Here is a 12,633-nt window from a genome sequence, read left to right as displayed (position 1 = left end):
ATTTAGAACTTCAACGAACCCTGCATATACAGCGTGCGCGGCTGGCCTGCGTAGATGCCTTTGTTGTTGTCGTCGTAAGAGCGGGTGAAATACTCTTGGTCGAAGATATTTTTCACGCCAAACGCCAGGTTCAGGTCTGCCATCTGCGGACCAAAGTCATAGGCCATGCGTGCGCCCCAGAGCATAAAGCCAGGGATGCGACCGGTACTGCCGTCAGCGCTCTCTTTAACGGTGTTGGCGTTATCCGCAAACTGGCTGGACTGGAAATCACTATTCAGATTGAAGGTCCAGTTGCCCGGCTTATAGTCCACGCCCAACGTGCCTTTGTGTTTTGGTGAGAAGGGCACCTGATTGCCATAGGTATCGCCTTTCTCGCGGATCTCAGCGTTCACATACGCATAGCTTGCGTAGACTGAAACGTTGTCGAGCGTTGGCGTCAATGTGCCGAGATCATAGCGAGTCTGAGTTTCCAGTCCGGTATGGCGCGTTTTACCGCGTGCGGTAACGGTGTCGTTGGTTTGGTTGGAATCGTACTGATTATTAAAGTTAATCAGGAACAGCCCCATTTCCGCCGTCAGCGCGCCATCGTCGTATCGGGTTCCGAGCTCCCAGGTTCGCGCTTTTTCCGGTTCCACATTGCCGCTTTGCACAGCCTTGCCAATTTGGCTGTACTGTACGGTGCCGAATGAGCCTTCAGTGTTTGCATAAAGATTCCAGCTATCAGTCAGGTGATAAAGTACGTTTAGCGCCGGAAGTGGGGCGTTGTAGCTTACTTCCTCATGTGTGCCTTTGATGGCGTTGTTCTGGTATGACTCGATATGTTCAAAGCGCATACCCGGTGTGATAGTCCAGTTGCCAATGTCTATTTTGTCATCCAGATACCAGGCGTGCGCTTCGGTGCCGGAACGAGTGTCGCGATCGTAAGGGCTGGCGCTGGACGGCAGTTGTCCACTGCTGGTGGCCGTGTAGTAACGCATTTCATGCGTCGACTCGCTCACATAGCGGTATCCCACGCCCACTTCGTGCGCGGAAGGACCCACCATAAAGCTCTGACTGTAGCGTGGTTCAATGCCGCGTACCCAGTAGTTACGCGGTGAAAGGGTGAGGCGTTTTCCCTGTTCCAGGTAGCCGCTGCGCAGGGTTTCAGTGTAGAAGCCCTGAATATTGAATTTATGCTGGCTGTCCGGCTGGAACTGATAGCCGAGGCTTGCCAGCTTGCGGCGCCCCCAGAAGCGATCGTAAGGGCGCGTGGATTGCCAGCGGTCGGCGTCGTAATCCGCGCGAGACAGGCCGCCGGGCATGTCAGCATCACCGTCGTAGTATTGCAACAGACTGTTGAAGGTATGCACTTCGTTTGGCGCATATTTGCTTTTCAGCATCAGATCGTCGATGCGGGTCGCGCTGTGTTCGCGCCAGTCGCTTCCACGTGTACCGGAGTAAAGCAGGGCGGTACCAAAACCGTTATCCGCCGTGCCACCCACCATCAGGTTGTGCGTTTCTTTTGGGTTATTTTGTGAAGATGTTGGGCTGAGCTGGCCTTCCACGCCGGCTTCCATGCCGAAGTCTTGCGGAATAGCGCGGGTAACAAAGTTTACCACCCCGCCCACGCTCTGTGGCCCGTAACGCACTGCGCCACCGCCGCGAACCACGTCGATGGCGTCCATATTTCCGAGTGAGACAGGCGCCAGTGAAAGCTGCGGCTGGCCGTAAGGGGCAAACGGCACGGGAATACCGTCCATCAGCACCGTTGAACGGCTGGCCAGGCGCGGATTCAGGCCGCGAATACCAAAGTTCATTGCCAGATCGTGGCTACCGGTGCCGTTGTTTTCTGGGGCGGTAACGCCAGGAATGCGGTTCAGTACCTCGCGCATGGATGTTGCGCCGGTTTTGGCGAAATCCTCACGGCGGATAACGTCACGTGCGCCAGCATGTTCGAAAACGTCGTTTTCGCGCGCATCCCCCAGCCAGTCGCCCACCACGGTCAGGGCATCTTCTTGCGGTGTTGGTGCGGGCTCCAGCGTCCAGCTATTATTACCCAGCGATTTCACCTGCAGGCCACTACCGTTCAGCAGGTGTTGCAGGCCGGTTTCGACGTCGTAGTCACCGTGAAGACCGTTACTCTGTTTGCCGCGAGTCAGGCTGGCGTCAACCGACAGGGTAATTCCGCTGAGCGCGGCATACTGATTAAGGGCTTTGTCGAGCGAACCCGGTGCAATATCAACCTGCGCTGCGAAGGCGGATAACGACAGCCCGGCCAGCGGCAGCAGGCTCAGGCGAACGGCGTTAACCAAAGGTGTTGTTTTGCGAAAAACGCGTAAAGGCGTCATACCTTCTCCATCATCATTTTTGTTGTGTTCATCTATGAGTCGAATGAGAAGGGGAAAAAGGACAATCGAAATGAGAATTATTTTTCTTACAATGCAGAAATATTTACCCAGTATCGCGTAACTGACTGAATTTTCACTGGAAGAGTCTTGGCAATAACATCCAGGATTGCATCAGTATTTTTCAGCGGGAAAGTGCCACTCAGGCGTAATCCGGCCACAGCCGGATCGCAGCGCAGCACGCCGTTGCGATAACGGCTCAGCGTGGCAATCACTTCACCCAAAGGTTTATCGCTGAAGCTCAGAATGCCCTGCGTCCAGGTGGCGCTTTCATCATCCGCTGAGGCTATTGCACCAAATTCAGACGCGCTAAACTGCAGGCTCTCGCCAGCGCTGACGATGCGTTTTTCCTGCGGACGATTTGCCAGTAAGACTTCTACAGCATGTTGTTGAACGACAACGCGTGTGACGTTGTCCTGCTGGTAGACGGTAAATTCTGTGCCTAATGCGGTGAGCTGGCCCTGGCGGGCCACAACGCGGAAAGGTCTCTGCTGCGCGTCTTTTGCGGTGGTAATAGCAATTTCGCCGTACCAGAGATGGACAGCGCGTTGACGCGTATCAAAACGAACATCCGCGGCGCTTTGTGTGTTGAGCGTCAGCAGAGAACCATCTTCCAGCCGCTGATGGCTCACCGCGCCTTTGGCGGTGCGGTAATCCGCGCGCAGACCTTCACCGGCTTCAGACTGCCAGAGCTGCCAGCCGCCGCCCACGCCGAGCAGCAGCAGTAGCCCTTTCATGACATGACGACGGGTAAGGCGCGTATCGTGCAGCGCCCGGCTGGCAACATTGCCCGGTACGCGGCTGAGCTGGCTGCGCAGGTTTTCAACCTGTTGCCAGGCCCACTGATGATCTTTGTCCTCATCGTACCATTGTTGCCAGCGCGCTTCTTGCCGTGGGCTGACACGCTCGCCGCTCAATACAGCATACCAGTGCGATGCCGAGCGCAATGCCTGGCGGCGAGAATCGGTGATAGAAGCATTCACAGGCCGTGCTCCAGACGAAACAGCAGACAATGTTCGATAGCCTTTGCCATATACTTTTTCACCGAGCTGACGGAGATACCGAGCTTCAGCGCGATCTCGCTGTATGTCAGACCATCCAGTTGCGAAAGCAGAAACGCTTCTCGTGTTTTCCCGTTCAGCCCGTCAAGCATGCTGTCGATGAGTTGCAGGGTTTCGAGCTGGCTCTCGCGTTCCTCGGGGGAAGGCGCGAGCGCCTCCGGCATAAGCGCCAGCATCTCCAGATAGGCTTTTTCCAGCGCGTTTCGGCGAAACAGGTCGACCATCACCCGTTTGGCGAGAGTGCACAGAAAGGAGCGCGGATCGCGGATCGTCGAGAGCGAGTCGCTGCCCATTACCCGTAGAAAAGTGTCCTGGGCAATGTCATCTGCATCAAAGGCGGACTGGAGTTTGCGCGTCAGCCAGCTTTTCAACCAGCCGTGATGTGCGCCATAAAGCGACTCGAGCGTAAAGGAAGCAGTGGTAGTGGCGTGGTCAGACATGTGGAATGTATCAAAAGTTAATTATCACGCGATTATAGTAATATGAGAATGGTTATCATTACAATTAGAAATATAATTGTATTACGTTGAACTTCTTAATGCGTTGTTATTTATAAAAATGTTATGAGGTGGATATCGGATGGGGAAGGGGAGTCTGCTTCTGGCATGTGACGGTTGGAATGACATCTGACCATGTCTGCTGTGAGCATGGAGCAGACGAATGCTTTAAAGCATGCTGAACTCTTTAAAAGTAAACCGTATTGGGAGGACACCGAGAGCAGAGCAGCTGTTACTTTTCGGGAAAAGGTGAGTTGCGGATCAGGAAATGCTCAATCGAGTCGATTAAACCGGGAGCTAAGGGGAGCGCGGGTTCAGCGTATGTCGCGATATTCGCTTTGCGATCGTCCGAAGTCACCTCTTTCATAACATGGTTCATATTGGGCAGTATAACCAGGGACGCTTGAGGATTCGCGGCCTTAAGCAGTCTTGCATCCGTTTCTTCCACCTGGAGATCGCGTTGCCCTTGTAGCACTAACACGGGTTTGGAAATACTCGAAATGAGATGACCCGGATTATATGAAAACGCATTGATCAAAAACCCCTGAACAGCAGGATTAAAGATACTTTGCAGTGCTGGGTGAATATTCATAATATCGACTCGCTGCTGATGCTCCAGAGCATCAATTATCGGCAGCGCCTGCTTTAATAGAATTTCATTTTCCGGATTAGCGTTAAATTGCCCCCTCAATACCTCGCCCATCGGCCTCCCGGGCGTTGCGATAAGAACCACACCGCACACATTCTCTTCTTGAGCCGAGGCAAGTGCGACTACGCCCCCTTCGCTGTGCCCTAAAACCCAAATACAGGGGGTGTGCATGTGACGTCGAAGCACGTCTACCCAGGATCGAATGTCGTCAACATAGTCAGCAATCGTCACCGCATTGGCATCCTCTACAGCCATTGCGCTAGCGAACATTCCACGTTTGTCGATACGAAGCGTCGCAAAGCCTTTGGCAGCAAGGCCTTCAGCAAGAAGTCGGTAAGGCGATGCATTCACACCAAGCGGGTTGTTTCCATCCCGATCGGTTGGCCCGGAGCCAGGAACGATAAGAACAACGGCTGTTGGTTTTGAATTCGGGGTGAGTAACGTGCCTTTCAAAGGGCCTTTTGGCCCTGCGGCATCCAGGACAGTTTCGGAAAAGGTCACCGGTACTGCCGCCAGACTCACAAATGGGCAAGCGCCCAAAAGGGCAATTGAGGCGGCAATATTCATTGGAGATGTTCCTGTAAAATTCAGCGTATCCGTCAATTTATATTATAAATATGGCCTGCTCTCCATTGATTAATATATCAGCGGCGATAGAAAACGCCGCTGCTGGCACAGAACGGAGGTACTGGGTGAGTTTAAAGTCTGCAGTGAGCGAAGAGCGGACATCTCAACTCATTGTTGGTCCTGTCTATTGATATGGAAGCCCGGAACGGCAAGCGTCTGGAACAAATACCTGCGGCTATTATGAATGAAGTGTTGGCCAAACTAAGTTGAGGTTTTGATATGTGCAATGAGCAATGGCATAAAAGCAAAAAGCCTGCTTAGTTTCCTAAGCAGGCTTCTTAAATATGGCTCCTCTGACTGGACTCGAACCAGTGACATACGGATTAACAGTCCGCCGTTCTACCGACTGAACTACAGAGGAATCGTTTGAACGAGGCGCATATTAGCGAGGGTGGTGAGGCTTGTCAAAGGGGTAAATACATTTGTGTGTTCGTTTGCTGACAAAATCAGCAAAGAGGCGATCTTTCCGTCTTTTTATGCTTTTGCCCCATTCTGGTGCGTGTCTACCTCTTCCAGGGCAGACTGAATGAGATACTTAGGTGTGCAGAATGATCTTCCTTCGCTTTTACTCCTGACTTTACGCGGCTTTAACCGTAAAACACCGTTTTAGAAGAAAGTGGCAAGCATCTTGCAATCCTGAATTCAATGACTGCCAGCACGGGTTCTGGTATTCCGACAGGAGGCAAAATGAACTTCAGACGACTGAAATATTTCGTGAAAATCGTCGATATTGGTAGCCTGACCCAGGCAGCGGAAGTGTTGCACATTGCGCAACCCGCGCTGAGCCAGCAGGTCGCTACGCTGGAAGGTGAGCTGGATCAGCAATTGCTGATTCGTACCAAGCGTGGCGTCACGCCGACGGAAGCAGGAAAAGTGCTATATACCCACGCCCGGACGATTTTACGTCAGTGCGAACAGGCGCAACTTGCGGTTAATAACGTGGGCCAGACTTTGAGTGGACAGGTCTCTATCGGCCTTGCGCCGGGGACAGTCGCGTCATCCATTACCATGCCGTTATTACAGACGCTACGTGCCGAACTGCCTGATGTGCTGGTCTATTTGCATGAAAACAGTGGGGCAGTGCTGAATGACAAGCTGCTCAGCGGGCAGTTAGATATGGCAGTGCTCTATGAGCGTTCACCCGTGGCGGGCATCAGCAGTCAACCGTTGCTTAAAGAGGATCTGTACCTGGTTGGCACGCGTGAGTGTCCGGGGCAAAGCGTCGATTTAGCCGCAGTGGCGCAGATGAATTTGTTCTTGCCACGGGATTACAGCGCGGTTCGCCTGCGCGTGGATGAAGCTTTTTCGCTACGTCGCTTAACGGCTAAAGTGATTGGCGAAATTGAGTCTATCTCCACCCTAACGGCCGCCATTGCCAGTGGTATGGGTGTCACAGTGTTGCCTGAGTCGGCCGCCCGTTCATTATGCAATGCGGCTAACGGCTGGATGGCGCGCATTACAACACCGTCGATGAATCTGCCATTATCGTTGAACGTATCCGCCAGAGGGAGCTTATCGCCCCAGGCGCAGGCCGTGAAGGAGATCCTGTTGTCGCTGGTCAGCCGTCCGGCGCTGGAAAATCGCGAGCTGCAGCTGGTCAGCTAAACCTTATTCCCGCAAGGAATAAGATGCAGGTTTTTATTATTTGTTATGCCGGGCATCAGACTTTAACAATAGCGTAATGTCTGATGTGCCCGGAGCGAAACGTGAATTTCCAGCAACTTAAAATAATCCGCGAGGCGGCTCGTCAGGATTACAACCTGACAGAGGTCGCGAATATACTGTACACCTCGCAGTCGGGCGTCAGCCGACACATTCGTGAACTTGAAGATGAACTTGGTATCGAGATTTTTATCCGTCGCGGTAAACGCCTGTTGGGCATGACCGAACCGGGTAAAGCCTTGCTGGTTATTGCCGAGCGTATTCTGAATGAGGCCAGCAATGTTCGTCGACTGGCGGATCTGTTTACCAATGACACGTCCGGCGTTCTGACGATTGCCACCACGCATACCCAGGCACGCTATAGCTTGCCTGCGGTGATAAAAGCTTTTCGTGAGCTGTTCCCTGAGGTGCGTCTGGAACTTATTCAGGGTACGCCACAGGAGATTGATGTCCTGCTACAAAATGGCGGGGCAGATATCGGAATTGCCAGTGAGCGGCTGAGCAGCGATCCATTGTTGGTGGCTTTTCCCTGGTTTCGTTGGCACCACAGCCTGCTTGTTCCTCACGACCATCCATTAGTGAAAGCCTCTCCGCTCACGCTGGAGTCTATTGCTCACTGGCCGTTAATTACCTATCGTCAGGGGATTACAGGGCGTTCCCGCATCGATGAAGCATTTGCTCGCAAAGGGCTGATACCGGATATTATTCTCAGCGCCCAGGACTCGGATGTGATTAAAACTTACGTGTCGCTGGGGTTGGGGATTGGGCTGGTGGCAGAGCAATCCAGCGGCGAGCAGGAAGAGGGGACCTTAACCCGTCTGGATACCCGGCATTTGTTTGATGCAAATACCGTTTGGCTGGGGCTTAAACGCGGACAGCTGCAGCGCAACTACGTCTGGCGATTCATCGAGCTATGCAATGCAGGGTTATCCGTCGATGAAATTAAGCGTCAGGCGATGGAGCCAGATGAGGCGGTGATTGATTATCAGATTTAACTACAAAAGCCCGTGAGTAAACGGGCTTCCCTGACGTCGCTGAATAGCGGGTAGAAAGCTGCGTTACCTCAAGGTCTCCAGCCTCAGATCCTGCGTCGGCACCCGCGACAATATCGAACAAGACACCGCCCGTCCCGAATCCGCATAAATAAACTGAAATCCATTCTTCACCGAAAGAACATCTCGATTGGTAAACGTATAGAATTTATTACTCTGACTACGCCGGGCATCGGAAACATAAAAACTATTGTTTTCCCACAGCACGCTAACGTGCTGGAACAGATGAAATGTCACCTCCGCCCAGCCTCTGTCCGGGCAACGTAGCGTGACTTTCTCACCGGCTATTGTACTCAATGGAATTACTAATAAAGCGGTTAGCGCTGCTTTCAGCAGTATCGGCATGGGCTAGTATGGGTCTCATTCTGATGTCGTTGCACGATAAGATACTTAACCATGACGTTAACGAATTGGATCATAGAGACATTTTGCATAAGCAGACGGACATTCTCCCATCGGCAGTATGGAAAAACCTGGTGTGGAGTGAAGCGCTCTACCTGGCTAATGGGATCGCAGAAAAGCAAAAAGCCTGCTTAGTTTCCTAAGCAGGCTTCTTAAATATGGCTCCTCTGACTGGACTCGAACCAGTGACATACGGATTAACAGTCCGCCGTTCTACCGACTGAACTACAGAGGAATCGTTTGAACGAGGCGAATATTAGCGATGCCGCTCAGCGTTGTCAAAGCCTGAATGGATAAATGCGATCGTTTGCTGAAATATTCCCCATTTCGCCGCTTATTCAGACGCAACCGGTTGTTTTATGCACTTTTCGCGTTCGGGGCGTGGGTATTTCCACAGCCAGCGGCCGGTGACCATACGCCAGTAAAATAACGCGGCGCGTACGGCCCAGTCGAAGAACATGCCTAACCAAACGCCGACAACTCCCCATCCTAATACGATACCCAGGGTGTAACCCGCGACTACGCGGCAGCCCCACATGCCCAGCATCGATACCCACATAGCAAAACGTGCATCTCGCGCACCTTTAAAGCCTGCTGGTAACACCCAGGAGGCTGCCCATATCGGCATAAATGCTGCGTTGAGCCAAATCAGGATGACTATGACCTCTTTTACATCCTGATCGTGGGTATAAAATGAGGCCATTACCCCGGCGAAAGGAGCGGTTAACCAGGCAATTGCCGTCAGGCCGATCGTCGACAGCCAGAATACATGCCGTAGCTGGATTTCAGCTTGGGCAATCTGGCCATTTCCCAGACGCCTGCCGGTAATGATTGTCGACGCGGAACCTAAAGCATTCCCCGGTAAGTTGATAAGCGCGGCGATAGAAAATGCAATAAAGTTCCCGGCGATAACGCTGGTTCCCATGCCTGAAACAAACATCTGCGTCAAAAGTTTACCGCCATTGAACAGCACTGACTCGATACTTGCCGGAATGCCGATCCCCATCACCTCCCAGATAATGGCGAGATTGAGTGGCTTAAAATAGCTTTTGAAGGGAATTCGCAGCGCGGGGTTAAAACCAATCATCAGTACCCAGATGATGGCAATCGCCCCGATGTAGCGCGAAATGGTCAGTCCCAGGCCTGCTCCCACAAATCCCAGACCTTGCCAGGAAAAGATCCCGTAAATCAGGATGCTACTGATGATGATATTCAGGATGTTCATGCCGCCGTTAATCAACAACGGTATTTTTGTATTTCCGGCTCCACGTAGTGCGCCACTGCCGATCAGCGCAATGGCTGCCGCCGGGTAGCTGAGCACCGTCAGCTCCAGATAGGTGAGTGCCAAAGCTTTAACGTCTGGCGTTGCTTCACCTGCGACAACGTCAATAATCTGTTGACCAAAATAGTGAATGACTGCTGCCAGCACGGTAGCAAAAATTGTCATGATCACCAGTGATTGTCTGGCCGCGGCTCTGGCCCGTCGACGATCTCGTTTCCCGAGGCTAAATGCTACAACCACGGTGGTGCCCAGATCGATGGCGGCGAAAAATGCCATGATGACCATATTAAAGCTGTCGGCGAGTCCAACCCCGGCCATCGCTTCTTTTCCCAACCAGCTGACCAGGAAAGTACTCAGAACACCCATCAATAGCACACAGGTGTTTTCCAGAAAAATGGGGACAGCCAGCGGAGTGATTTCGCGCCAAAAGAGAACCTTATAACTCTTGCGTTTGGCATACCAGGGCGTGCGGGAAGCGACCTGGCGTAAGGCAGCGGAGACGTTCAAAGTGGACCTTAACGAAGAAAGTTGAAACCTCATTTCAAATGATGAGGGAGAATCGAAAAAGCTGCAAAGTTTTTTCTATTTAAAATGTCTGTAAATGCAACAAACTGTCGAGAGAAGCATCAATTGATTCGCATTCGAGGAAATGGGGTTTGACAAAATTTTTTTCGCCGCTAAGATAAGCCTCCACAACGATTCCTCTGTAGTTCAGTCGGTAGAACGGCGGACTGTTAATCCGTATGTCACTGGTTCGAGTCCAGTCAGAGGAGCCATATTTAAAAAGCCTGCTTAGGAAACTAAGCAGGCTTTTTGCTTTTTGTTTCAAGCCTGATCGAGCGAAGCTATACCGGAATCTTACGCCGGGAAATCCCCATGCTGACGCGCAACCAACGTCAGAATGGAATACAGCGCCACCGCCTGCTGGTGCTGATTAAAGATCTCCACCGACCACTCCACCACGCCGGTCGCTTTTTCTTCGGCATTTCGCTGACGTTTCACCGTTTTGCGTTTGCAGGTTAAACGCACCTGGATAGTGTCGCCCGGCTTAACTGGCTCGATAAAGCGCAGGTTTTCCATGCCATAGTTGGCAATCACTGGACCGACACCCGCGTCGACAAACAGACCGGCTGCGGCGGAAATCAGGAAGTAACCGTGCACCACGCGCTCGCCGAAAATGGAATCGGCTGCTGCAATCTTGTCCATATGGGCGTAGAAGTGGTCACCGCTGAGGCAGGCAAAGTTAACGATATCCGCTTCGGTCAGTGTACGACGTGGCGTCAGCAGGCTGTTGCCCGGCTGGATCTCTTCGAAGTATTTACGGAACGGGTGAATACGATCTTCCTCCACCCGAGCGCCACGCACCCACTGTTGGCTTACCGCCGCGAGCATGGTTGGGCTGCCCTGAATGGCGGTGCGTTGCATGTAGTGTTTCACCGCGCGCAGACCACCCAGCTCTTCACCGCCGCCTGCACGTCCAGGCCCGCCGTGGACCAGCTGTGGCAGCGGAGAGCCGTGACCGGTCGATTCCGCCGAGGACTCTTCGTTCAGCACCTGAATACGCCCGTGGGCGCGGGCCGCACCGAGGATAAACTCCCGCGCCAGTTCGCCGCTCGCCGTCACCAACGTTCCTGCCAGACTGCCTTCACCGGCGCGTGCCAGCGTCATGGCATGCTCGGTATTTTGATACGGCATCAGCGTGGCGACCGGGCCAAAGGCTTCAATTGCATGTACCGCGGCAATTTCATCCGGCTGCGGACAAAACAGCAGCGTTGGCGGGAAGAAAGCCCCAGCCGTGCTCAGATCTGCTTTTCCACCCAGCAGCACCTCACACCCGGCTTCAACCAGACGATTCACATTATCCTGCACGTCCTGACGCTGATCGTTATTCACCAGCGACCCCATCTTCACGCCTTCCTGCGCCGGATCGCCCACTACCACTTTTTGCAGACGGGTAATCAGCGCCTCGCTGACCGCTTTCACCTGCGCCTGTGGCACGATAATGCGGCGGATAGCGGTACATTTCTGCCCGGCTTTGGTCGTCATCTCGCGCACTACTTCACGTACAAACAATGCAAACTCAGGCTGTTCTGGGGTGACGTCATCACCCAGCACACAGCAGTTGAGTGAATCCGCTTCCATGGTGAATGGAACCGATTTAGCCACCAGATTGGGGTGCACGCGCAACTGCTGCCCGGTATGAGCAGAACCGGTAAAGGTCACCACATCCTGGCTGTCGAGGTGATCGAGCAGGTCACCCGCACCGCCGCAGATAAGGCTAATTGCGCCGTTCGGTACCAGGCCACTGTCGATAATCGCTTTCACCATTGCCTGAGTGAGCTGCGCGGTGGCGGTTGCAGGTTTGATAATGGCTGGCATCCCGGCAAGCCAGGTTGGTGCCAGCTTCTCTAACATACCCCAGCAGGGGAAGTTAAAGGCGTTGATATGCACCGCAACACCGGATTTGGAGGTCAGCACGTGGCGTGCGGCAAAACCGCCCTGTTTGGACAGCGGGATCAGTTCGTCTTCCGGCCACAGCGTATCGTCCGGCAGCTCGCGGCCACCGAGACTGGCATAAGTGAAAAGCGTGCCAATGCCGCCTTCGATATCGACCCAGCTGTCACCGCGCGTTGCTCCGGTTTGCGCGGATATGGCATAGAAATCGGCTTTCAGTTCCATTAAATGCTTCGCCACCGCTTTTAGCATCGCGCTGCGCTCAATAAAACTCATTGCCTGTAACGCTTTGCCGCCGTGCTCAATAGCAAAGCGGCGCGCTTGCGCCATATCCAGTCCAACGCTTGTCACTTCCCAAAGCGCTTCACCGGTAAGGGCGTGGTGGATGGTGCGGGTGCGGCCCCGGCCTGTCTGCCAGGCACCGGATAAATAACTGGCTAACTGCTGCATCGTTAATCTCCAGATGTGTTCCGTAATATCTCTTTAAATAGTTCTTTTATGAATCACAAAATGCAAGCGAGATTTTAATAATTTATTAACAATGAGATCGCGAACACCTTACC

8 protein-coding genes and 3 tRNA genes are annotated in these 12,633 nt (G+C 53.1%); 3 read left to right on the top strand and 8 right to left on the bottom strand.

What is annotated here, in order from left to right:
• Positions 1–2: 2 nt before the first annotated feature.
• From fecA to SK35_RS15200, 5 genes are all read right to left on the bottom strand, one after another.
• Positions 3–2,327 carry a TonB-dependent Fe(3+) dicitrate receptor FecA gene (gene fecA, locus SK35_RS15220; RefSeq protein ID WP_048214443.1) on the bottom strand — a complete coding sequence of 775 codons (2,325 nt, stop codon included), beginning with the start codon at positions 2,325–2,327 and terminating at the stop codon, positions 3–5.
• Between the two features lie 86 nt (positions 2,328–2,413).
• Positions 2,414–3,367, bottom strand: coding sequence for a ferric citrate uptake sigma factor regulator FecR (fecR, locus tag SK35_RS15215; RefSeq protein ID WP_048214442.1), 954 nt, complete (start codon positions 3,365–3,367; stop codon positions 2,414–2,416).
• Positions 3,364–3,885, bottom strand: coding sequence for a ferric citrate uptake sigma factor FecI (gene fecI / locus SK35_RS15210; RefSeq protein ID WP_008784388.1), 522 nt, complete (start codon positions 3,883–3,885; stop codon positions 3,364–3,366). The genes fecR and fecI overlap by 4 nt, the downstream gene beginning before the upstream one ends.
• Positions 3,886–4,174: 289 nt before the next feature.
• Positions 4,175–5,158 carry an alpha/beta hydrolase gene (locus SK35_RS15205; protein WP_048214441.1) on the bottom strand — a complete coding sequence of 328 codons (984 nt, stop codon included), beginning with the start codon at positions 5,156–5,158 and terminating at the stop codon, positions 4,175–4,177.
• Between the two features lie 345 nt (positions 5,159–5,503).
• Positions 5,504–5,579: transfer RNA gene (locus SK35_RS15200), tRNA-Asn, on the bottom strand.
• 326 nt (positions 5,580–5,905) lie between these two features.
• On the opposite strand from SK35_RS15200, the gene nac reads away from it, so the two are divergent.
• On the top strand, positions 5,906–6,823 hold the full coding sequence (gene nac / locus SK35_RS15195; protein WP_008784390.1) for a nitrogen assimilation transcriptional regulator NAC: 918 nt from the start codon (positions 5,906–5,908) through the stop codon (positions 6,821–6,823).
• A gap of 101 nt (positions 6,824–6,924) precedes the next feature.
• Positions 6,925–7,875, top strand: a complete 951-nt coding sequence (gene cbl / locus SK35_RS15190; RefSeq protein ID WP_048214440.1) for an HTH-type transcriptional regulator Cbl — start codon at positions 6,925–6,927, stop codon at positions 7,873–7,875.
• Positions 7,876–8,493: 618 nt separating this feature from the next.
• On the opposite strand, the gene SK35_RS15185 is transcribed toward cbl, so the two are convergent.
• Positions 8,494–8,569 (bottom strand) — tRNA-Asn (locus SK35_RS15185).
• A gap of 99 nt (positions 8,570–8,668) precedes the next feature.
• Complete coding sequence (locus SK35_RS15180) at positions 8,669–10,156, bottom strand: EmmdR/YeeO family multidrug/toxin efflux MATE transporter (protein WP_003846749.1); 1,488 nt, start codon at positions 10,154–10,156, stop codon at positions 8,669–8,671.
• A gap of 160 nt (positions 10,157–10,316) precedes the next feature.
• Here SK35_RS15180 and SK35_RS15175 point away from each other — a divergent pair.
• Positions 10,317–10,392 (top strand) — tRNA-Asn (locus tag SK35_RS15175).
• Between the two features lie 82 nt (positions 10,393–10,474).
• Here SK35_RS15175 and paaZ read toward each other — a convergent pair.
• Positions 10,475–12,520, bottom strand: coding sequence for a phenylacetic acid degradation bifunctional protein PaaZ (paaZ, locus tag SK35_RS15170; RefSeq protein WP_048214438.1), 2,046 nt, complete (start codon positions 12,518–12,520; stop codon positions 10,475–10,477).
• Between the last annotated feature and the right edge of the window lie 113 nt (positions 12,521–12,633).

Origin of the sequence: Citrobacter sp. MGH105 (genome assembly GCF_001037485.2) — a bacterium.
Lineage (GTDB): Bacteria > Pseudomonadota > Gammaproteobacteria > Enterobacterales > Enterobacteriaceae > Citrobacter > Citrobacter portucalensis.
Note: the sequence above shows the minus strand (reverse complement) of the source record. Positions and strands in the feature narration are given on the sequence as shown.

Coding starts and splice junctions, on each gene's coding strand:
- fecA (WP_048214443.1), bottom strand. CDS start 2,327: ATGACGCCTTTACGCGTTTTTCGCAAAACAACACCTTTGGTTAACGCC.
- fecI (WP_008784388.1), bottom strand. CDS start 3,885: ATGTCTGACCACGCCACTACCACTGCTTCCTTTACGCTCGAGTCGCTT.
- SK35_RS15205 (WP_048214441.1), bottom strand. CDS start 5,158: ATGAATATTGCCGCCTCAATTGCCCTTTTGGGCGCTTGCCCATTTGTG.
- nac (WP_008784390.1), top strand. CDS start 5,906: ATGAACTTCAGACGACTGAAATATTTCGTGAAAATCGTCGATATTGGT.
- SK35_RS15180 (WP_003846749.1), bottom strand. CDS start 10,156: ATGAGGTTTCAACTTTCTTCGTTAAGGTCCACTTTGAACGTCTCCGCT.
- paaZ (WP_048214438.1), bottom strand. CDS start 12,520: ATGCAGCAGTTAGCCAGTTATTTATCCGGTGCCTGGCAGACAGGCCGG.